At 57.9% G+C, this 18,801-nt stretch carries 19 protein-coding genes and 1 pseudogene; 16 read left to right on the top strand and 4 right to left on the bottom strand.

Annotated features, from left to right (window positions below):
* Positions 1-54: 54 nt before the first annotated feature.
* Entirely contained in the window at positions 55-792 is a 738-nt protein-coding gene (locus tag KUF73_RS25865) for a hypothetical protein (protein ID WP_218440829.1), read from the bottom strand.
* Between the two features lie 244 nt (positions 793-1,036).
* Here KUF73_RS25865 and KUF73_RS25860 point away from each other — a divergent pair, with 244 nt between their 5' ends.
* Together KUF73_RS25860 and KUF73_RS25855 are read left to right on the top strand one after the other, a co-directional pair.
* Positions 1,037-1,858, top strand: coding sequence for an aldo/keto reductase (locus tag KUF73_RS25860; protein ID WP_218440828.1), 822 nt, complete (start codon positions 1,037-1,039; stop codon positions 1,856-1,858).
* A gap of 29 nt (positions 1,859-1,887) precedes the next feature.
* Positions 1,888-2,358 (top strand): DUF1810 domain-containing protein, encoded by a 471-nt coding sequence (locus KUF73_RS25855; RefSeq protein WP_218440827.1) that lies wholly within the window; start codon positions 1,888-1,890, stop codon positions 2,356-2,358.
* On the opposite strand, the gene KUF73_RS25850 is transcribed toward KUF73_RS25855, so the two are convergent.
* Positions 2,323-4,683, bottom strand: coding sequence for a DNA polymerase II (locus KUF73_RS25850; protein WP_218440826.1), 2,361 nt, complete (start codon positions 4,681-4,683; stop codon positions 2,323-2,325). The two genes, KUF73_RS25855 and KUF73_RS25850, sit on opposite strands and share 36 nt — an antisense overlap.
* A 265-nt stretch (positions 4,684-4,948) precedes the next feature.
* Here KUF73_RS25850 and KUF73_RS25845 point away from each other — a divergent pair, with 265 nt between their 5' ends.
* On the top strand, positions 4,949-5,389 hold the full coding sequence (locus KUF73_RS25845) for a CBS domain-containing protein (protein ID WP_007944798.1): 441 nt from the start codon (positions 4,949-4,951) through the stop codon (positions 5,387-5,389).
* Positions 5,390-5,513: 124 nt separating this feature from the next.
* Here the strand turns inward: KUF73_RS25845 and KUF73_RS25840 are convergent, their stop codons facing one another.
* On the bottom strand, positions 5,514-6,137 hold the full coding sequence (locus tag KUF73_RS25840) for a glutathione S-transferase N-terminal domain-containing protein (protein WP_218440825.1): 624 nt from the start codon (positions 6,135-6,137) through the stop codon (positions 5,514-5,516).
* Between the two features lie 272 nt (positions 6,138-6,409).
* Between KUF73_RS25840 and KUF73_RS25835 the strand changes: the two genes are divergently transcribed.
* The 6 genes and pseudogenes from KUF73_RS25835 to KUF73_RS25810 all read left to right on the top strand — a co-directional run bounded on the left by KUF73_RS25835 (position 6,410) and on the right by KUF73_RS25810 (position 9,914).
* Positions 6,410-6,850 carry a hypothetical protein gene (locus KUF73_RS25835; RefSeq protein ID WP_218440824.1) on the top strand — a complete coding sequence of 147 codons (441 nt, stop codon included), beginning with the start codon at positions 6,410-6,412 and terminating at the stop codon, positions 6,848-6,850.
* A gap of 279 nt (positions 6,851-7,129) precedes the next feature.
* On the top strand, positions 7,130-7,381 hold the full coding sequence (locus KUF73_RS25830) for a hypothetical protein (RefSeq protein ID WP_371135557.1): 252 nt from the start codon (positions 7,130-7,132) through the stop codon (positions 7,379-7,381).
* Between the two features lie 81 nt (positions 7,382-7,462).
* A complete protein-coding gene (locus KUF73_RS25825; protein ID WP_218440822.1) occupies positions 7,463-8,038 on the top strand; it encodes a chorismate mutase in 576 nt (191 codons plus the stop codon).
* 218 nt (positions 8,039-8,256) lie between these two features.
* A pseudogene (locus KUF73_RS25820) lies at positions 8,257-8,460 on the top strand (hypothetical protein); the annotation flags it as partial.
* A 276-nt stretch (positions 8,461-8,736) separates the two neighbouring features.
* Positions 8,737-9,405 carry an SGNH/GDSL hydrolase family protein gene (locus KUF73_RS25815; RefSeq protein ID WP_218440820.1) on the top strand — a complete coding sequence of 223 codons (669 nt, stop codon included), beginning with the start codon at positions 8,737-8,739 and terminating at the stop codon, positions 9,403-9,405.
* Positions 9,406-9,485: 80 nt separating this feature from the next.
* Positions 9,486-9,914, top strand: coding sequence for a nuclear transport factor 2 family protein (locus tag KUF73_RS25810; RefSeq protein WP_218440819.1), 429 nt, complete (start codon positions 9,486-9,488; stop codon positions 9,912-9,914).
* Here the strand turns inward: KUF73_RS25810 and KUF73_RS25805 are convergent.
* On the bottom strand, positions 9,890-10,864 hold the full coding sequence (locus tag KUF73_RS25805; protein ID WP_218440818.1) for a LysR family transcriptional regulator: 975 nt from the start codon (positions 10,862-10,864) through the stop codon (positions 9,890-9,892). The two genes, KUF73_RS25810 and KUF73_RS25805, sit on opposite strands and share 25 nt — an antisense overlap.
* 385 nt (positions 10,865-11,249) lie before the next feature.
* On the opposite strand from KUF73_RS25805, the gene KUF73_RS25800 reads away from it, so the two are divergent.
* The 7 genes from KUF73_RS25800 (at position 11,250) to KUF73_RS25770 (ending at position 18,629) form a co-directional block, all read left to right on the top strand.
* The gene (locus KUF73_RS25800; protein ID WP_218440817.1) at positions 11,250-12,740 is read left to right on the top strand and encodes a sensor histidine kinase; all 1,491 of its coding nucleotides are present in this window, start codon (positions 11,250-11,252) and stop codon (positions 12,738-12,740) included.
* A gap of 148 nt (positions 12,741-12,888) precedes the next feature.
* Positions 12,889-13,542 (top strand): response regulator transcription factor, encoded by a 654-nt coding sequence (locus KUF73_RS25795; protein WP_218440816.1) that lies wholly within the window; start codon positions 12,889-12,891, stop codon positions 13,540-13,542.
* A gap of 97 nt (positions 13,543-13,639) precedes the next feature.
* The gene (locus KUF73_RS25790; RefSeq protein WP_218440815.1) at positions 13,640-14,023 is read left to right on the top strand and encodes a response regulator transcription factor; all 384 of its coding nucleotides are present in this window, start codon (positions 13,640-13,642) and stop codon (positions 14,021-14,023) included.
* Between the two features lie 226 nt (positions 14,024-14,249).
* Positions 14,250-15,452 (top strand): NAD(P)/FAD-dependent oxidoreductase, encoded by a 1,203-nt coding sequence (locus tag KUF73_RS25785; RefSeq protein WP_218440814.1) that lies wholly within the window; start codon positions 14,250-14,252, stop codon positions 15,450-15,452.
* Positions 15,453-15,763: 311 nt separating this feature from the next.
* Entirely contained in the window at positions 15,764-17,170 is a 1,407-nt protein-coding gene (locus tag KUF73_RS25780) for a sensor histidine kinase (protein WP_256345692.1), read from the top strand.
* A gap of 75 nt (positions 17,171-17,245) precedes the next feature.
* The gene (locus KUF73_RS25775; protein WP_371135555.1) at positions 17,246-17,956 is read left to right on the top strand and encodes an AraC family transcriptional regulator; all 711 of its coding nucleotides are present in this window, start codon (positions 17,246-17,248) and stop codon (positions 17,954-17,956) included.
* Between the two features lie 148 nt (positions 17,957-18,104).
* Positions 18,105-18,629, top strand: a complete 525-nt coding sequence (locus KUF73_RS25770; RefSeq protein ID WP_218440811.1) for a ferritin-like domain-containing protein — start codon at positions 18,105-18,107, stop codon at positions 18,627-18,629.
* Positions 18,630-18,801 lie beyond the last annotated feature (172 nt).

Below are 18,801 nucleotides of genomic sequence, written 5' to 3'. Positions count from 1 at the left end.
TTTTCAAGATCAAGAGATCGCAGCCTCGTTCCACTCGACAGCTCCTACAGGGGGTTATTGGACGGGCAGGAAATTCAGGAACAACAGGCTCTGGGCGTAATTGAGGCCAATGCGCCGATACCGTTCGTCCAGCATCTGTGTCAACAGATCCAGGCGTGCAACGATTTTGCCGAACTCCACGGCAAAACTCAGGTTGCTGCCCTCTTCCGAAATCTCATTGGAAAACAGCAGCGGCTGGCCGTCCTGTTTTTGCCGCTGGCTCAAAATCCAGGTAGCGATTTCGATGTTGCGTGCGGCGTTGCTGACAAACGTCGGGTTGATCGCGTCCGTCATGTAGAACTCCAGGCGATTGCCGTGGGCGGTGACCAGCATGCTGCCGATGGCATAGATGAACGCACCGACCCGGTCGCCGAGGAACTCCGGGCTCATGGCAAACCGCAACGCCGCCAGGTCTTTTTTGCCACCCAGCGTGGGCAGCGACTGCTGCTGTTCGATGGCCATGCGCACTTGTTTGCCGGCGGTGCGGGCGTCAAGGAAACCGGATTTTTTCAGCTCGTCGGGATTGCGCAGGTACAGTTTGCTCATCAGCAGGTACAGGCTGTCGAGGTTGTCGCGCATGGTCAGGGTGGCCATGCGGTCGACACTGGTTTGCAGAAATTCCTGGGGCTTGCCTTCACGCATCTGAGTAAAAAAGTCGTTGCCGTCCTGATGACTGCAACCGCTGGCGCAGAGCAGCAACAGGCCGGCCAGCAGGCGAATTCGGTAACGGTGAAGGGGCAACGCTCGAACCATAAGGGATGGGCTGGCACATGTTTGCGCGGCGGGAGTCGCCGCAACCTGGCTATGGATAGAGCCGGTCGTTGCGAAAAAGTGCAGTGTAGACAGTCATCAATCGATCACCGGCAAAGCCAGGATCAAAAAATCGCGACGTCATGTAGGAGCTGCCGCAGGCTGCGATCTTTTGATCTTCTGGCGGAACCCGGAAGCTATGCTAATGCCAACAGTAATATTGATCTGGACTTAGACGGAGATTTGCATGCGTTCTCTCGAGTTGGCCGGCGTCAACGTGCCGGTCATCGGCCAAGGCACCTGGAAAATGGGCGAAGACCGCTCCCGGCACAGTGAAGAGGTGGCGGCCCTGCGCATGGGCATCGAGTTGGGCATGACGCTGATCGACACCGCCGAGATGTACGCCGACGGTGGCGCCGAGATCGTGGTGGGTGAAGCCATCGCCGGCCAGCGCGACGAGGTTTTCCTGGTCAGCAAGGTCTATCCGCACAACGCCAGCCGCCAAGGCATTCCCCAGGCCTGCGAGCGTAGTCTGCGTCGACTGAACACCGACTACATCGATCTCTACCTGCTGCATTGGCGCGGCCAATATCCCCTTGAGGAAACAATCGAAGCCTTCGAACAGCTGCGCGAAGCCGGCAAGATTGGTCGCTGGGGCGTGTCCAATTTCGACGTCGACGATCTGCAGAAACTGCCCGCTCCGGCCTGCGCCACCAATCAGGTGCTCTACAACCTGGAAGAGCGCGGCATAGAATTTGATTTACTGCCCTGGTGCCAGCAGCACAAAATGCCTGTCATGGCGTATTGTCCGATTGGTCAGGGTGGGAAGATGTTGACCCATGCCACGCTCAGGCAAGTGGCCGCCCGTCACGATGTGACGCCGGCACAGGTGTCACTGGCATGGCTTTTGCGCAAGGATGGGGTGATCGCCATCCCTAAAGCGGTACGCCCCGAGCACGTGCGACTTAACGCACACGCGGCGCAATTGACGCTTGAGGCTGGGGATCTGGAGGCGCTGGACCAAGCGTTTCGCGCGCCACAACGCAAGCAGCGCTTGGCCATGGTCTGAGCCATCGCAGTCTGCCCGAGGGCTTCAATATGAGAAGCACCGATGCGCTTGACGCCTTTAACCTGCAGCGCTTTGTTCAGGCGCAGGACCCGGTGTTCGACCGGGTTCAGGCTGAGTTGAATGCCGGTCACAAGCGCAGACATTGGATGTGGTTCATCTTTCCGCAGTTTGCCGGGTTGGGGAGCAGTGATATGTCCCGACGCTTCGCGATCCGCTCCCGGGAGGAAGCCCAAGCCTATCTCGACCATCCATTGCTGGGCGCGCGGCTTCGGACGTGCACACAAGAAGTGCTGAATATCCCGCAACGTTCGGTGGCGGAGATTTTCGGCCATCCCGATGATCTGAAATTCCACTCATCGATGACACTCTTTGCTCAGGTCGCCGACGACGACAGCCCCTTCCATCAAGCCTTGAACCAGTACTTCCACGGCATTCTGGACGACTGGACATTGTCACTGATGGACTCAAAACAGGCCCAATTGCCCACCGATCAGGGTTGAGAAATCGTCGTCGACAAACGGCAAAATCGCGTCGGCCACCGGTTGCAATTGCTTCGTGACGTAATGGTCGTAATCGATGGGTGCGCTGCGAATCTCCAGCGGCTCAGGACCGGCGACGGTGATCACATAACTGATCCAGCCGCCATTTTGATATTGCCGCGGGCGGCCTTGCTGGTCGTTGTAAGCGTCGGCGATACGCGCCGCCCGCACATGCGGCGGGACGTTGCGCTGGTAGTCGTCGAGGGTACGGCGCAGGCGTTTGCGGTAGATCAGGCGTTCGTCGAACTCACCGGCCAGGGTCTTGCGCACATAATCGCGCACATAGTCCTGATAAGGTTTGCGATTGAAGATGCGCAGGTACAACTCCTGCTGGAACTGCCGTGCCAGCGGCGACCAGTCGGTGCGTACGGTTTCCAGGCCTTTGTAGACCATTTCATCGGTGCCATCGGCACGGGTGACCAGCCCCGCATAGCGCTTCTTGCTGCCCTCCTCCGCACCGCGAATGGTCGGCATCAGGAAGCGTTTGTAGTGAGTTTCGAACTGTAGTTCCAGCGCACTTTCCAGCCCGTATTCCTGCTGCACGTGCTCGCGCCACCACTGGTTGACGTGATCCACCAGCGCGCGGCCGATCTGTGCGGCCTCCTGCTGACCGTGGGCGCGGCGCAGCCAGACAAAGGTCGAATCGGTGTCGCCGTAAATCACCGTGTGCCCCTGGTCTTCGATCAACTTGCGGGTGCGCAGCATGATTTCGTGACCACGCAGCGTGATGGATGAAGCCAGGCGCGTATCAAAGAAGCGGCAACCGCTGGAACCCAGCACGCCGTAGAAAGCGTTCATGATGATCTTCAGCGCCTGGGACAGCGGCGCGTTGTGTTCGCGCTTGGCAATCTCCCGGCCTTCGGCGACACGGGCAACAATGGCGGGCAGGCAATGCCGGGTGCGGGAAAAACGCGCCCCGCGAAAGCCCGGCACGGACTCACTGTCATCGGGATGTTTGAGTCCTTCGATCAAGCCCACCGGGTCGATGAGGAAAGTGCGGATGATCGAGGGATAGAGGCTTTTGTAATCGAACACCAGCACCGACTCGTACAACCCCGGTTGCGAGTCCATGACGAATCCGCCGGGGCTGGCTTGCGGCGGGCGCCCGCCGAGGTTCGGCGCGACGAAGCCCTGGCGGTGCATCAGCGGCATGTAGAGGTGAGTGAACGCCGCCACCGAACCGCCCATGCGATCTACCGGCAACCCGGTGACGCTGGCTCGCTCCAGCAAAAATGTCAGCAACTCGGTCTGGGCGAAAATCCGTGTGACCAGCTCGCAGTCCTTGAGGTTGTACTTGGCCAGCGCCGGTTTGTCCTCGGCGAACATACGGTTGATTTCGTCCATGCGCTGGTACGGGTTGTCGATCGACTTGCCCTCGCCTAGCAAGGTTTGCGCGACGTTTTCCAGGCTGAACGACGGGAAGCTCCAGGTCGCCGAGCGCAGGGCTTCGATGCCGTCGATGATCAAGCGGCCAGCGGCGGAAGCGAAATAGTGGTTGCCGTTGCCGTGTTCACGCCACTGCATTTCCTCGCCACCACGCCCCAGTTTCAGCGGCACCGCCAGGCGCCTGGCGTGTTCGTGCAGCACCCGCAGGTCGAACTGCACGACATTCCAGCCGATGATCGCGTCCGGGTCGTGTCGGGCGAACCATGCGTTGAGTTTTTTCAGCAGCAGAGTCCGGGACTCGCAGTATTCGAGCTGGAAATCCACTTGGCTGTCGTCGCCATTGGGCGGGCCGAGCATGTACACCTGACGTTCGCCGCAGCCTTCCAGGGCGATTGAGTACAACTCGCCCTGGGCGGTGGTTTCGATGTCCAGCGAGACCAGTTTGAGGTTCGGCCGGTAGCCGGGGTCAGGCTTCATTTGCGCATCAATCAACAGGCCATCGGCACCCGGCGTACCACCAAAACGCACCGGGGCGGTGATGAAGCGTTCCATCATATAGCGTTCCGGTGGCCGCACATCCGCCTCGAACACCTCGACACCGGCCCTGCGCAGCGCGTTTTCCAGGCGCATCAATTGCCCGTGCTGCTGGCAATAAAGGCCGAGCACCGGACGGTGTTCGAAATCCTGCAAGGCCAATTCTCGCAGTTCGACGTTCTTTTCGTCATGCAGCAGCGCCTCGGCCTGCTCGCGGTGGGCTTCGGGGATGAATGCCACTGAGGGCTGATGAGGCAGGCGGATGCGCCGGGGACCGGTATCGGTCGCCAGCCAGAACTCGACTTCCGTGCCGGTCGGGGTGTCGCGCCAATGCCGGGTCAGGACGAAGCCCTGCGGTAAATCCACCACTGCAAACCTCTCATTTAATTCAGAGGGTGATTCTACGCGTATCCGTAGGAGCTGCCGCAGGCTGCGATCTTTTGACTTTGATTGTGAACAGCAAGATCAAAAGATCGCAGCCTGCGGCAGCTCCTACAGGGGGATGGGGTGGCTTTACCGAAGAAAAACCGCCAAATGACGTTTTTTGAGTGTTATGTGCCGTTTTCTCTCTTGCCCTCAACGCTTGGGTCTACGATTCTTCAAGAACAACGACAACACCCGAGAAACCGCCATGAAAACCGTCGCGCAACTGCTCAAGTTGAAAGATCAGAAGAATCAGGAAGTGCACCAGATCAAACCTGATCATATGGTGCTCGAAGCGCTGATGAAGATGGCCGAGAAGAACGTCGGCGCCTTGCTGGTGGTGGAGAATGACGAGGTGCTGGGCATCATCAGTGAGCGCGATTACGCGCGCAAACTGGTGCTGCATGGCCGCTCTTCGGTGGGTACGCCGGTACGCGACATCATGGTGTCGCCGGTGATCACCGTGGATACTCACCAAACCGTCGACACCTGCCTGGGCATCATGTCCGACAGACGCCTGCGTCACCTGCCGGTGGTGGAAAACGGCAAGTTGATTGGCTTGCTGTCGATTGGCGACCTGGTCAAGGAAGCCATTGCCGAACAGGCGGAATTGATTCGCCAGTTGGAGCAGTACATTCGCGGCGAGTAATGCGAAAGCACAGCAAATCCTGTAGGAGCGAGCTTGCTCGCGATGAGGCCATTCCAGCCGACATTGATGTTTAATGTAAGGCCGCCATCGCGAGCAAGCTCGCTCCTACAGTAGATTTCGGTGCTCAGCCTGGCCAATGCCGGGCAAACACCGGTGCCAGCGTCGGATGCCGGTCGATGCGTTCCAGCCAGGCGAAAAACCCCGGTCGGGCATTGCGCAAATGTTCGCGGCTCCCCGCCCACCGGCTGACCACCGCCGCCAGCACATCCAGCGCCCCAGGTGTTTCGGCGCCCAAGTACAACTCGCCCGAGAACTGATCGGCAAACACCTCCCAACTCCAATGCAGCCGTGTACGGGCGCCTGTCATGAGGTTTTGCCGTGACGATTCATCGGCTTCGGCCAACCAGCGTTCGGGGTAGTCGATTATGCCGATGGCCGCATAGCAATTGCTGACGATGTAGACCAGACCACGAATGGCCTGATCGCGGTCGGCAGGATCACTCGGCAACAACTTCGCCTGGGGGAACGTCAGCGCCAGGTGAATCAGGATTGCCGCGCTCTCGGTGAGGATGCTGCCGTCGGGTAATTGCAGCGTCGGTATCTGTTTCAGCGTATTGAGCTTTTCCAAGGCCAGGGCTGCCTCCGGGGTCGCTTCGACATCGATGAAACGATAGGCAATCTCGCACAGTTCCAGCGCGGCCTCGATCGCCGCGGCACCCGAATTGCGGTGACCATAGAGCTGATACATGCACATCTCCTTTCGGTGATCTCTTTGCAGCGACTGACTCTACTCACAGTAGAAAGACTCTTTTTACCAGCACGCGCCCGCTCACCAGTGTAGAAGCCGCTACCTGTCTCGCTCTGGCCATCCGACGACCGCATCATCAGGCCCACGATGGGTATGCCGTTCGCCCTATCAATGCCGTCGATGTTCACCATCACGTCAATGAAGTTCTCATAAAAAATCCACGGCGTAACATCAGCTCCATACCAACCAATAACACCCCGGAGCACACGATCATGAAACGCCAAACCATCCTCAGCATCGCTTTCTCGATCTTCGCAGTGAACGCTTTCGCCGCTTCCTCTGCTCAGCCTGTCGTCGCTGAAGGCGGTTCGGATCGTCTGATTGAAAGCCGTGTCGCTGAAGGTGGTTCGGATCGCCTGATCCAGAATCGTGTGGCCGAAGGTGGCTCCGACCGCCTGATCGAAAACCGCGTCGCTGCTGATGGCTCGGATCGCCTGCAAGGCAACACCGTTGCCGCCGATGGTTCCGATCGCCTGCAAGGCAACACCGTCGCCGCCGATGGCTCTGACCGCCTGCAAGGCAACACCGTCGCCGCCGATGGCTCTGACCGCCTGCAAGGCAACACCGTCGCCGCCGATGGCTCGGACCGTCTGCAAGGCAACACCGTTGCCGCTGATGGCTCGGATCGCCTGCAAGGCAACTCCGTCGCCTGATCAAAATAGCTTCACCGCAACACCCACAAAAAACCCGGCCTGATCAGCCGGGTTTTTTCATGCCTGCGAATATTGGTTACGGGTGACTTGAGATCAAGAGATCGCAGCCTTCGGCAGCTCCTACAGGGGATCACATGTAGGAGCTGCCGAAGGCTGCGATCTTTTGATCTTGTAATCCATCGACCTCGTTTATTCTGTGCGCCCCATGCCACGAAATCACCGGAGACATACGTGCCACTCACCGCCCGCGAGATTTACCAGCAACTGCGCGACGCAGCCATGGGCATCCGCACACTCAAGCGCCTCGACCAACAGCCGACGCCGGGCCAGGTGCAGGTCGACATCGAAGGCTGGTTGCTGAGCCTCGATTTTGACGGAACTCACTTGCACCACTGCCAGAGTTGCCAACGCCCGGACGGTCATGACCAATTCGATGGATTACAACGTTATGGCACCGACCCGGTCAGCTTGCTCAGCACCTGGGAGTTGGCGCAAATCGAGCGATTGCTGATTGAAACCGCGCCTCGTTGAAATCTGCCAGCCTCTCGTTACGTGGCCGCACCTGTGCTACATATCTACTGATTGTGAATCCCGTGTTTATGAGGTTTGCCCATGTTTCACTGCTTACGCCTGCCGCAACTGCTGACCTGCGCCCTGTTCGGTTTACTCGCGGGCGGCGCACAGGCCGCCACACCCTCCCCGGCACCTGATACCTTGCAACCCTTGCTGTCGACGATCAGCGAGCGCCTGGACCTTGCCGATCTGGTAGCGCTGACCAAGTGGGACAGTGGCAAGCCGATCCAGGACACGACTCGCGAAGCGCAGGTCATCGCCAATGCCAGGAAGCAGGCGGCCGAACGCAAACTCGACCCGGACGAAGCCGCCGACCTGGTCGCCGCACAGATAGAGGCCAACAAACTGGTGCAATACGGGCTGCTCGCGCAATGGCAAGCGGCACGCAAGGCACCTGACATGCCACGACCGGACCTCAATCAGATCAGGCCAAAACTGGATGAGTTGCAAAACCGTCTGTTACAGCAATATGCCGACTTCCAACCCTATCGCGTTGACCCGGAATGCCCGGTCTGGCTGGCTCAACAACGCTCCAGCCTGATCAGGGATGCCCTGCATGGTCAGGCACTGATTCGTGCCACCGGCGAGTTGTGCATCACGGACCAGGAAGGGTGAAATTGGCCCGTGCAGGAGCAAAGCTTGCTCGCGCAAGCGTTATGTCAATCGACATCAATGTTGAATATGCCGGCTCATCGCGAGCAAGCTCGGCTCCAACGGATTTCGGGTCATTGACTAAGTCAATAGTCACCATTAACTCAATGAAGTTCTCTTAAAAAATCCACGGCGTAACATCAGCTCCATACCAACCAATAACACCCCCGGAGCACACGATCATGAAACGCCAAACCATCCTCAGCATCGCTTTCTCGATCTTCGCAGTGAACGCTTTCGCCGCTACCTCGGCTCAACCTGTAGTCGCTGAAGGCGGCTCGGATCGTCTGATTGAAAGTCGTGTGGCTGAAGGTGGTTCTGACCGCCTGATTGAAAACCGCGTCGCCGCCGATGGCTCCGAGCGTCTGCAAGGCAACACCGTCGCCTAAATACATCGCCGCACCGCAAAACCCAAGAAACCCGGCCTGATCAGCCGGGTTTTTTCATGCCTGCGATTATTGGTTACGGGTGACTGAAGATCAAAAGATCGCAGCCTTCGGCAGCTCCTACAGGGGAACGCGGTTAATGTAGGAGCTGCCGAAGGCTGCGATCTTTTGATCTTCAATCACCCCACGCATGCAATAAAAAATCCCGACCTGATCAGCAGGCTTTTTTGTGGATGCTAATTAAGCGAATCTAGAGTTCCCTTCTGTGGCCCCGACATGAGCAAAACTGAAGCGCTGGCCAAAATCCTGCTTGGCCCTGTATTGCTGATCCAGGGTGCGTACACCCGTCGGGTCACGCCGAAACTGCCCGAAGCCGAGGGCGAACGCACAGGTGTGGCCGGCAGTGGCAATGTTTTGCGTATGTTGATTCTGGGCGACAGTGCCGCTGCCGGTGTGGGGGCCTCGACCCAGGCCGAGGCCCTGAGCGGACAGTTGGTCAACCGATTAGCCAAGGACTACCAGGTCGAGTGGACGCTCTGGGCCAGGTCTGGCCTGGATTCACAAGCGTTGTTGGAACGCCTCGGACAGCAAGCTGCGCAACCCTTCGATGCGGTGTTGCTGTCCATCGGCGTCAACGATGTCACGAGCTCATTGTCGGCTGATCAATGGATCGCCCGGCAACGGCATTTGATGGAAGTACTGCGCAGCAAGTTCGAAGCGAAGCAGATTGTCGTCTCCCCGCTCCCGCCGATGCATCTGTTTCCCGCGTTACCGCAACCGCTGCGCTGGTATCTGGGTAACCGGGCGGCGCGTTTCAATAGGCAGCTTGCCGAACTGGCGGCGAGCAAGGATCACTGTAGGATGCTGACAACCCGGTTGGCGCCAGTGGCCGGTTCGATGGCGCGCGACGGCTTTCATCCGGGCCCGGCGATCTACAGTGTCTGAGCAGACGATGCTGCGCAAGTCATTGCCCGGGGTTTTGCTGAAACCGCAGTTTGAACAACAACAAAAAACAGGAGTTGAACATGTCTGAACTGAAACTAAACCCACACGCCGCAGAATCTTTGAGCCAGTGGCACGCCATGATCCGCACCGGCGACTTGAAAGCCTTACCCGAATTGCTCGACCCACAAGCGGTGTTCCGTTCACCGATGGCGCACACGCCGTACCCGGGAGCGCCGGTGGTGTCGATGATCCTCAACACGGTGTGTCAGGTGTTCGAAGACTTCACCTACCACCGTGAACTGGCGAGCGCCGATGGCTTGAATGTCGTGCTGGAATTCAGCGCCAAGGTCGGCGAAAAACAGCTCAAGGGCATCGACATGATCCGCTTCAATGAGCAGGGAAAAATCGTTGATTTCGAGGTGATGGTCCGACCGCTCAGTGGCTTGCAGGCGCTGGGCGAGGAAATGGGCAAGCGCCTCGGTGCTTATCTGGCTGCCAGTAAAGCCTGATCATCGTGCCGCGCCGGTCGAGATTTCCGCACCACCTGCAATTCGACCGGCTCGCAGAAACAAGCTCGACAGCGCAAACGTAACCAGCGCTCGCCCGGATCGTTATGCACGGTGGCGCGCCAGACCATCGAAAGTTCCTGCACCGGCAGCACCAGCGGTGCCGGTTCAGCCCTCATTCCCGCCGCAGAGGCCATCGCCTTCGCCACGTAATCCGGCACGATCGCCAGCAGGTCACTTTGCGCCAGCAACACCGGCAGCGCACTGAACTGCGGGACGCTCAGCACGACTTTGCGTTGCAGGCCCACTCGGCTCAAGGCGTGATCCGTGTCATCCAGGGCATGGCCCATTGACGACACCATGGCATGGGGGCGACGGCAGAACTCATCCAGCCCCAATGGGCCAGGCTGACTATCGGCCCGCAGCAACATCGGGCGAATCGGTCGCAATCCCTTGCGCCGCGAGTTCGCTGGCAACTCAAGGGTATGGCTGATGCCCAGGGAGATGTCGCCGCCAAGCAACATCTGTGACATCTGCCGCTGGTCGACGCGACGCACGACCAACGTGATGTTCGGCGCCTCGACACGCAGTTGCCGTAACAGGCGTGGCAGCAGCGCGTATTCGACATCGTCGGACAAACCCAGATGAAAAGTGGCCTCACTGGTACGCGGGTCGAACGATTGGCAGCGACTCAACGCAGCCGCAATGCCATCAAGCGCCGGTGCCAGGTTGGCAAAGATTTCCTCGGCCCTTGCGGTGGGCTCCATCACCCGCCCTGAACGTATGAACAACGGGTCATCGAACAGCAAGCGCAAACGGCTCAGCGCACCACTGATGGTGGGCTGTCCGAGAAACAACTTCTCGCCGACACGGCTGACATTGCGCTCATGCATCATCGTCTCGAAGACCACCAGCAAATGGATGTCGGCACGACGCAAGTCATTTCTGTTCATGAGTTCGTTACTCGGCACGCGGCCAATGAGGAGTTCAGAGGTGCAGGAACAGGTTATGCGCGCCGCTGAAAATCGTCTGCCGTCCATGCGGACATCACGATCATGCGTTAGATGAACGCGTTAATACTTGAGTATAGAGATGACCTGAAAAGCCAATTTAATGAATGGGTTACGCGCTCAGGCCGGCATGTTGCCAGATCAGATTGATGGCAGATAATTCGGGTTTTTTGTCCTAACCGCAGCGGAACCCGTGCTTCTACGATAGGGACCCGATTCTCTGCTCCTAGCCCGAATAAAAACCGAGGCGCGCATGATCGAAATCAAAACAAACCAGCCTGCCAACGCACGCAACGCGCCTCCCTTTCTAAAAGGAACTTGCAGCAAGATGCTGTACAACTGCGGCCAAAGGACTTCTCGCTTCTTGATTGCCCTCGGCCCCAACGCGCTGGAAAACGCACTGGTGTGGCTGATGGCTCTGATTGTCGCGTATGGAATATTGATCAATACCGAAACCCGGACCGACCTCGCCACCACGACGTTTTACATCGCGCTGTTGCTGATGGCGATCAACCTGTTTTCGATCAGCGCGGTGATCGTCGTCGCGTTGTCGTGCATGTTGGTGCTGACTTCGATATTCCTTTATCAGGGCGTTTTTCAGCGCTGGGAATCGACGACCGAATTGCTGCGCAGTCTGACAGTGCTGGCGGCGATTACCTTTCTGGCGCTGCGCAGCAAGCAAGTCTCCGACCGACTGCGCCACAAGGAAGTTTATATGGTGGGTGCCCAGCGCCTGACCCAGACAGCTTGCTTTGGCTTTCGCGCAGACCTCGGGAGTATGGGCTGGTCGGAGCAAGCGGCACGGATCCTCGAGTACCCGGCGGGCATGCCCGCTACAGTTTCATTGTTCCTGGCGCGCACTCACCCCGATGACCTGCCATTGGTGCTGGCCGGTTTCGACAAGGCTGCGCGCCATGAAAGCCTGATCGAGGTCAAACATCGACTGCTGATGCCCGACGGGCGAATCAAGCATTTGCACATGTTCGCCACCCCGCTCTTCACCCGGCATGGAGGCTTTGAATACCTGGGCGCGCTGATGGACGTGACCGCCAGCAAGCAGGCCGAAGAAGCGCTGTACCGCGCCCAGACTCAGTTGGCCCACGTCACCCGCGTAGCATCTCTGGGCGAACTGGCAGCCTCCATTGCCCATGAGGTGAATCAACCGCTGGCGGCAATCACCAGCAGTGGCGAAGCTTGCCACAACTGGCTAAGCCGCCCGGTTCCAGACCTCGACGAAGCACGCCAGGCACTGGATCGGATCATCGCCAGCTCGATTCGGGCGAGCGAGATCACGGGGCGGGTCAGGGCCTTGTCGCGCCAGTCCGATCCGCTGCGCCAGAGCGAATCGCTTAATGACATCGTCAGTCAAACCCTGTGTCTGGTCAGGCATGAGCTGTTCCATCACAACATCATGGCGAAAATCGACCTCGCTACCTTCGATGCTCAAGTCAGCGCCGATCGCGTGCAACTGCAGCAGGTCATCATCAATCTGATCATCAACGCGTGCCAGGCGATGGACGTGGTCACAGCCTCCCGGCGGACCCTGCACATCCGAACCTGGGTGAAGGACAACGAAGCCGTGCTGGAAGTGACCGACCAGGGTTTGGGCATTCCAGCCGATACCCTGTCGCATTTGTTCACGCCGTTTTTTACCACCAAGGAGAACGGCCTGGGCATGGGGCTTTCCATTTGCCGCTCGATCATCGACTTCCATGACGGGAGAATCTGGGTAACCAGCGAAACCGGCCAAGGCAGTTCGTTTCTGTTTGCATTGCCAGTGCTGGTCGCCGAAGAGTCTGGCTACGCATCGGCCATTTAAGGCAACGGCCTGAAGCGGATAGACCCAGGTATTAAACGACTATCCACACGTATGAGTGCCTCCAGCCCGGCATGCACTTAATGTAGCCGCCGTCGCAATCAACACCGCGCGGAGGCGGCTGCATGTCAAAACACCTTGGGAATACGTAATGAACGAACATCATCCCATCAACAGAACCACCCACAATGAGCCCATCGTTTTCATCGTCGATGACGATGCGCCGCTGCGCGAATCCCTCGGCAGCCTGTTGCGCTCCATCGGTCTGCGAATCGAATTGTTCGGTTCGGTTGCCGAGTTCATGAAGTACCAGCGACCGGACACGCCCAGTTGCATGGTGCTGGATGTGCGGCTGCAAGGCAGCAGTGGCCTGGATTTTCAAAACGCCTTGGCCGCCGCCGGAATCAATGTGCCCATCGTGTTCATTACCGGGCACGGCGATATCGCGATGACGGTACGGGCCATGAAAGCCGGAGCGGTCGACTTCCTGACCAAACCCTTTCGTGAGCAAGATTTGATCGATGCCGTGTGCGCTGCCCATACGCGGGACAAACAACGTCGTGAGTCCGAGCGCTACGCCGATGATTTGCGTGTACGCCACGGCATGCTGACGGCACGGGAACAAACCGTCATGGCCCTGGCGGCCTCGGGCTTGATGAATAAGCAGATTGCCGGGGAAATCGGCCTGAGCGAAATCACGGTCAAGATTCACCGTGGCCAGGCCATGCGCAAAATGGAAGCACGTTCGTTTGCCGATCTGGTACGGATGGCCGAGGTAATCTCGGCTCAAGCCTCAAGGAAGTGACTATACGCACGTATACTGTGCATCGATTGAGGACGGCGTATCTTGCAACGATGGCGGACAGCATTTAGTGCTTTGCGCTTCACCGCAGGGCAGACCGATGCGCAATGAGGCAATCATTTCCGTTGTCGACAACGATGAATCAGTTCGAATGGCACTGGACAGTTTATTGCGTTCCAGCGGGTATACGGTACTTACCTATGCCGGCGCTCATGAGTTCCTGTTTTCCAAAGGTCCCGGCATCACCGATTGTTTGATCTCCGATATACAAATGCCGGACATGGACGGCATCCAGATGTATGAATTACTGGCGTCCATGGGCATTCATATCCCGGTCATTTTTATCAGTGGAAACCCTGACGCATTACGCCATCCAAACGCCAACACCATGAAACCTATTGCTTTTTTACCAAAACCTTTTCCAACCGACACGTTGATTGCCTGCATCGAAACAGCAATTAACCGAGGCACTGGCGTACGCTGATTTTTTGCAATTAATACCTTGGTATAAGCAACTAACACTTAGACATACCTGGGCTTACCCTTTGTAGCAGTGTTTCATGCAACCTCCTCGAATAACATCTTCCCCAGATCAAGTCCGACTCAACCTCTTGTTGCGATATTTATTCACGTCGGGACATCAGTAAAACCGTTCGCGCTTGAATCGCAGCACTTTTCAATGCCCTCGATTGTTCTTCAGGAGCTAAACAATGAAACAGCAGATTTTGATTATTGGTGCAGGCTTCGGTGGTGTATGGAGCGCATTGAGCGCTGCCCGACTGCTGGACAAGCACGATCGTAACGACATCGAGATCACCGTTTTGGCTCCCCAGGCCGAGCTGCGCATTCGCCCGCGTTTCTACGAGCCCAACGTGCACAACATGAAGGCGCCACTGCTCGACCTGTTCGGCGCAGTAGGGGTGAAATTCGTACAAGGTTCGGCTGAGCTGATCGACGAGAAAAACAAACACGTGAGCTATCGCAGCACCTCTGGCACCCAAGGCAAATTGAGTTACGACCGCCTGGTGCTCGCCGCTGGCAGTCAACTGATGCGTCCGCCCGTCGAAGGGATGACCGAGCATGCGTTCGACGTCGATCAGATCGAAGCCGCCATACGCCTCGAAGCCCACATCAACTCGCTGAAGAACTTGCCGGCCAGTGCAGCCCGCAACACCGTGGTGGTCGCTGGTGGTGGCTTCACCGGCATCGAAACCGCGACCGAAATGCCGGCGCGCCTGCGTGCCGTCCTGGGCGACAACGCCGATATCCGCGTGATCGTCGTCGACCGCGGTCCGCAAGTGGCCGCCGCGATGGGTGACGGCATTCGTCCTTCGATTGTCGAGGCTTCGGAACACCTGGGCATCGACTGGTTTCTCAACGCGACCGTGGCCTCGGTGGATGCCAGCGGCGTCACCCTCGCCGATGGCCAGCGGATCGAGTCCAACACCGTGATCTGGACTGTCGGTTTCCGAGCCAATCCACTGACCGAGCAGGTGCAAGGTACCCGCGATCCTCAAGGCCGGTTGCATGTCGATCCGCATTTGAAAGTGCGTGGCCATGCTGATGTGTTCGCCTCGGGCGATGTGGCGTATGCCGCGACGGATGACCTGGGCAACTTTGCCGCCATGTCCTGCCAGCACGCCATCGCTTTGGGTCGCTATGCCGGCAACAACGTTGTCGCCGACCTGCTGGGTATCGACCCGTTGGTCTATAGCCAGCCCAAGTACGTCACCTGCCTGGACCTGGGAGCCTGGGGCGCGGTGTACACAGAGGGTTGGGATCGCCAGGTGAAACTGGTGAAACACGAAGCCAAGGAACTCAAGACCCAGATCAATTCCGTGTGGATCTACCCACCGGCGGCGGAGCGTGCCACTGCACTGGCTGCGGCTGACCCGCTGATTCCGGTGGCGTAACAGCTATTGACCCTGCAAGGGTTGCAGGTCGAAACCCGGCAACCACTGCCGCTGTTGCTCACGACGATTGAGGAGGTTAAGCGCAGGTAATCGATAGGTAACCGTCTGTACCCCGGCCAGCCCTCTCCTTGCTGAGCAGGGAAACTTCCCGAACGCCCGCCACCGTTTTTTTGGCGGGCGTTTTTTTCAAGTCTGGTCCCTTGCCGTTCGATAGAAAAATCCTGGAAAAATAAATGTCTATCATCAAACGTTGCAAAGCCCTTTTTTTATCAGACGCCCTAGCCTGGCTGGCCGCCGTAACGGTCGGCAGCATGATATTTATTATCAACTCATTGCTCGAAATCGACGTCGCCCCGACGCTGCTTTACATCACCCTGGTGTTCATGTCGGCAAACGTTTTTTCCATTCCGGTTTTCCTGACCGCAGCCATCAGTTGCGTGGTCATTCTCACTATCAGCTTCATTGTCGATGAAGGTTATCGAGATCAAAGGCTCATCGCCGGTTTCGTGCGCTGTCTTATCGCGCTGACCACCATCACCCTCCTGGCACTGAGGAGCAAACGAGCGACCGACACGTTGCGTCGAAAGGAAGCGTTCTTTCTGGGCGCGCAAAAACTCAGTCATACCGGCAGTGTCGGGTTCATTCCTGATGACGAAAAAGCGGTGTCGTGGTCAGACGAGTCCGCGCGAATTTTCGAATACCCGCTGGACGCCGCCCCGACCATTGCCATGATCAGGGCGCGCACTCATCCCGACGACTTGCCCATTGTCGAAAGTGTTTTACAGCAGGCCGCGCGCCAGGAATGCCTGATCGAAGTCGAGCATCGCCTGATCATGCCGGATGGCCGAATCAAGTACGTACAGATGATCGCCAACCCGTTGTTCAATCATGGCGGGCGCATCGAATATGTCGGTGCATTGATGGATGTCACGGCATCGAAACACGCCGAAGAAGCGCTTTTCCACTCTCAAGCGAAACTGGCCCATGTCACGCGGGTGACCGCCATGAGCGAACTGGCAGCGTCCATTGCCCACGAAATCAACCAGCCGCTGGCGGCCGTGATCGCCAGCGGCGAATCCTGCAAACGCTGGATCAATCGTCCTGAACCCAACCTGGAAGAGGCACGTCGCTCACTGGACCGCGTGATTCAAAACTCCTGCCGGGCTTCCGATGTCATTGCTTGCATCAGGGCGTTGTCGCGCCAGAGTGAGGTGCAGCGCAAGGCTGAAGCGTTCGATGAGATCGTCAGTGACTCATTGAGTCTCATGCAACATGACACCGCCAGCCACCAGGTACGTGCGCACCTGCAATTGGGCGCCTCTGGTGCTTATATACAAGGCGACAGGGTTCAGCTCCAGCAAGTCATCATCAACCTGATCATCAATGCCTGCCAGGCCATGGCCAACGTGCATGACCGACCACGGACACTGCGCATCAATACCTCGATAAACAATAACGAAGCCGTGCTTGAAGTCGCCGACTCCGGCACAGGCATCGCCGAGGACATTCTGACGTCGCTGTTCGATCCGTTTTTCACCACCAAACATAACGGCTTGGGAATGGGTCTCTCGATTTGCCGCTCGATTATCGAATTCCATGGCGGGCGCATCGGGGTAACCAGCACGGTGGGACTCGGCACCCAGTTCTTTTTTGCCATACCGCTCACCGCCCTGACCCACGATGAACAATCGCCCTCGGCTGTCGGCTTCGGGGTGTGAAATCACGGGAGTGATTCAACGTGTTGATTGATTCGATAAACCAACGTCATGACCTGGCGACATGGAGACCAAACAGTGCCCCTCGATGAAACGATCCATAGCGTTAAAAACGCCGCCTGCGCAAAAACGCAACCGCATACCATCGTGTTCGTGGCCTATCCGCAAATGGGCCTGCTGGATCTAACCGGCGCTCAAACGGTGCTCTGGGCGGCGACCCACCATCTGGCCGAGCGCGGCTTGGCAGGCTATGCCGTGCACACTGCCAGCCTGGAAGGCGGATCAATCCAGACCGCTGAGGGCCTGGTGGTACACACCCGAAGTTTGACCGGGTTTGCCAACAGCCCGATCGATTCACTGATCGTCCCCGGCACGCCGTTCATTCGTCAGGTCATGGCCGATCACGCGCCGCTGGTGGACTGGTTGCGCGGTGCCTCGGCCAAAGCCAAACGCACAGCATCGGTGTGCAGCGGCACTTTTCTGCTGGCTCAGGCGGGTTTGCTCAATGGCCGGCGCGTGGCGACTCACTGGATGTTTGCCGAACTGTTCGAGCGATTGTTCCCTCAGGTCGAACTCGATCGCGAGGCGATTTTCGTGCAGCAGGACTCGCTGTGGACTTGCGCTGGCGTGAGTGCCGGTATCGATTTGGCCCTGGCATTGGTCGAAGCGGATCACGGTCGCGAAGTGGCGATGCGGGTGGCCCGGAGCATGGTGGTGTACTACCGACGACCGGACAATCAGGATCAATGGCGCACGCTGTTGCAATCACAATTCCCGGCGAATGGCTAACCACTCATACCCGGATATAACGGGCCTGCCCCCATGTGCTACGCCGTCGTCTTGAGGTAGGAGTGTTATCAACGCCACGCCAATTTATTGTGAGTGACACCCAACGTATCCACTATCGCGCTGATGCGCTTGCCTGGGGGCGGTTGCCATGAACGCACTACAAAAGTTGTATCTCGTCAGTCATCCGATGCGCATCAGTCGTTACGGCGCGCACACCTCCCTGTCGACTGCCGAGCGCGTGGAGATTGTCGATGTCCTGAGGGAAATGCTGAGTACTGCACTGAGCCTCCTTGCGCAAATCAGACGTGGCCAGCAGCACCTGCACACGGTCAGCTTCCTGCCGATACAACAGCTGTTTCACCGTCTGGTACGAGCGAATGTGGCCTATGCCGATTTCCTGGCGGCGCGCATCGCCGACCTGGGTGGCCACGCTGAAAAGACAGCCCTCTATCGCCTGAATGACATCCGCGAGCCTCGCTGTTTTGCCGAGAGCATCCAAAGTATTTGTCGGGCAACGCGTCGCCTCCGGGCCGCCAACGCCCTGTTGCGCGATTACTGCGAATGCGCCATTGCCAACAAGGACAATGCCAGTAAACGGCTCTTCACAGAGTGCGCACAGCGTAACGCGCAGTTCATCGCGCTGATCGAGGACAACCTGACCCAACCCATGTAGGAGCTACCGAAGGCTGCGTTCTTTTGATCTTTAGCGGTCTAAATGTCGAAGATCAACAGATCGCAGCCTTCGACAGCTCCTACAGGGTTCCATGGTATTCACCAGAACATAACGCCTTGACATGCAAATGCTAATTATTATCATGCTCGATCATTTCTGACGCCTTAGAAAT

It is taken from the genome of Pseudomonas sp. PD9R, assembly GCF_019200975.1.
Classification (GTDB): domain Bacteria; phylum Pseudomonadota; class Gammaproteobacteria; order Pseudomonadales; family Pseudomonadaceae; genus Aquipseudomonas.
This window is presented reverse-complemented; position numbering and strand designations above follow the sequence as displayed.

What these genes read in the sequence shown, in the direction of transcription:
- KUF73_RS25830 (WP_371135557.1), top strand. Translation starts at nt 7,130, where the DNA reads ATGGGCATCCGCACACTCAAGCGCCTCGACCAACAGCCGACGCCGGGC.
- KUF73_RS25800 (WP_218440817.1), top strand. Translation starts at nt 11,250, where the DNA reads ATGCTGTACAACTGCGGCCAAAGGACTTCTCGCTTCTTGATTGCCCTC.
- KUF73_RS25780 (WP_256345692.1), top strand. Translation starts at nt 15,764, where the DNA reads ATGATATTTATTATCAACTCATTGCTCGAAATCGACGTCGCCCCGACG.
- KUF73_RS25815 (WP_218440820.1), top strand. Translation starts at nt 8,737, where the DNA reads ATGAGCAAAACTGAAGCGCTGGCCAAAATCCTGCTTGGCCCTGTATTG.
- KUF73_RS25860 (WP_218440828.1), top strand. Translation starts at nt 1,037, where the DNA reads ATGCGTTCTCTCGAGTTGGCCGGCGTCAACGTGCCGGTCATCGGCCAA.
- KUF73_RS25825 (WP_218440822.1), top strand. Translation starts at nt 7,463, where the DNA reads ATGTTTCACTGCTTACGCCTGCCGCAACTGCTGACCTGCGCCCTGTTC.
- KUF73_RS25855 (WP_218440827.1), top strand. Translation starts at nt 1,888, where the DNA reads ATGAGAAGCACCGATGCGCTTGACGCCTTTAACCTGCAGCGCTTTGTT.
- KUF73_RS25845 (WP_007944798.1), top strand. Translation starts at nt 4,949, where the DNA reads ATGAAAACCGTCGCGCAACTGCTCAAGTTGAAAGATCAGAAGAATCAG.
- KUF73_RS25865 (WP_218440829.1), bottom strand. Translation starts at nt 792, where the DNA reads ATGGTTCGAGCGTTGCCCCTTCACCGTTACCGAATTCGCCTGCTGGCC.
- KUF73_RS25835 (WP_218440824.1), top strand. Translation starts at nt 6,410, where the DNA reads ATGAAACGCCAAACCATCCTCAGCATCGCTTTCTCGATCTTCGCAGTG.
- KUF73_RS25795 (WP_218440816.1), top strand. Translation starts at nt 12,889, where the DNA reads ATGAACGAACATCATCCCATCAACAGAACCACCCACAATGAGCCCATC.
- KUF73_RS25810 (WP_218440819.1), top strand. Translation starts at nt 9,486, where the DNA reads ATGTCTGAACTGAAACTAAACCCACACGCCGCAGAATCTTTGAGCCAG.
- KUF73_RS25790 (WP_218440815.1), top strand. Translation starts at nt 13,640, where the DNA reads ATGCGCAATGAGGCAATCATTTCCGTTGTCGACAACGATGAATCAGTT.
- KUF73_RS25805 (WP_218440818.1), bottom strand. Translation starts at nt 10,864, where the DNA reads ATGAACAGAAATGACTTGCGTCGTGCCGACATCCATTTGCTGGTGGTC.
- KUF73_RS25785 (WP_218440814.1), top strand. Translation starts at nt 14,250, where the DNA reads ATGAAACAGCAGATTTTGATTATTGGTGCAGGCTTCGGTGGTGTATGG.
- KUF73_RS25770 (WP_218440811.1), top strand. Translation starts at nt 18,105, where the DNA reads ATGAACGCACTACAAAAGTTGTATCTCGTCAGTCATCCGATGCGCATC.
- KUF73_RS25840 (WP_218440825.1), bottom strand. Translation starts at nt 6,137, where the DNA reads ATGTATCAGCTCTATGGTCACCGCAATTCGGGTGCCGCGGCGATCGAG.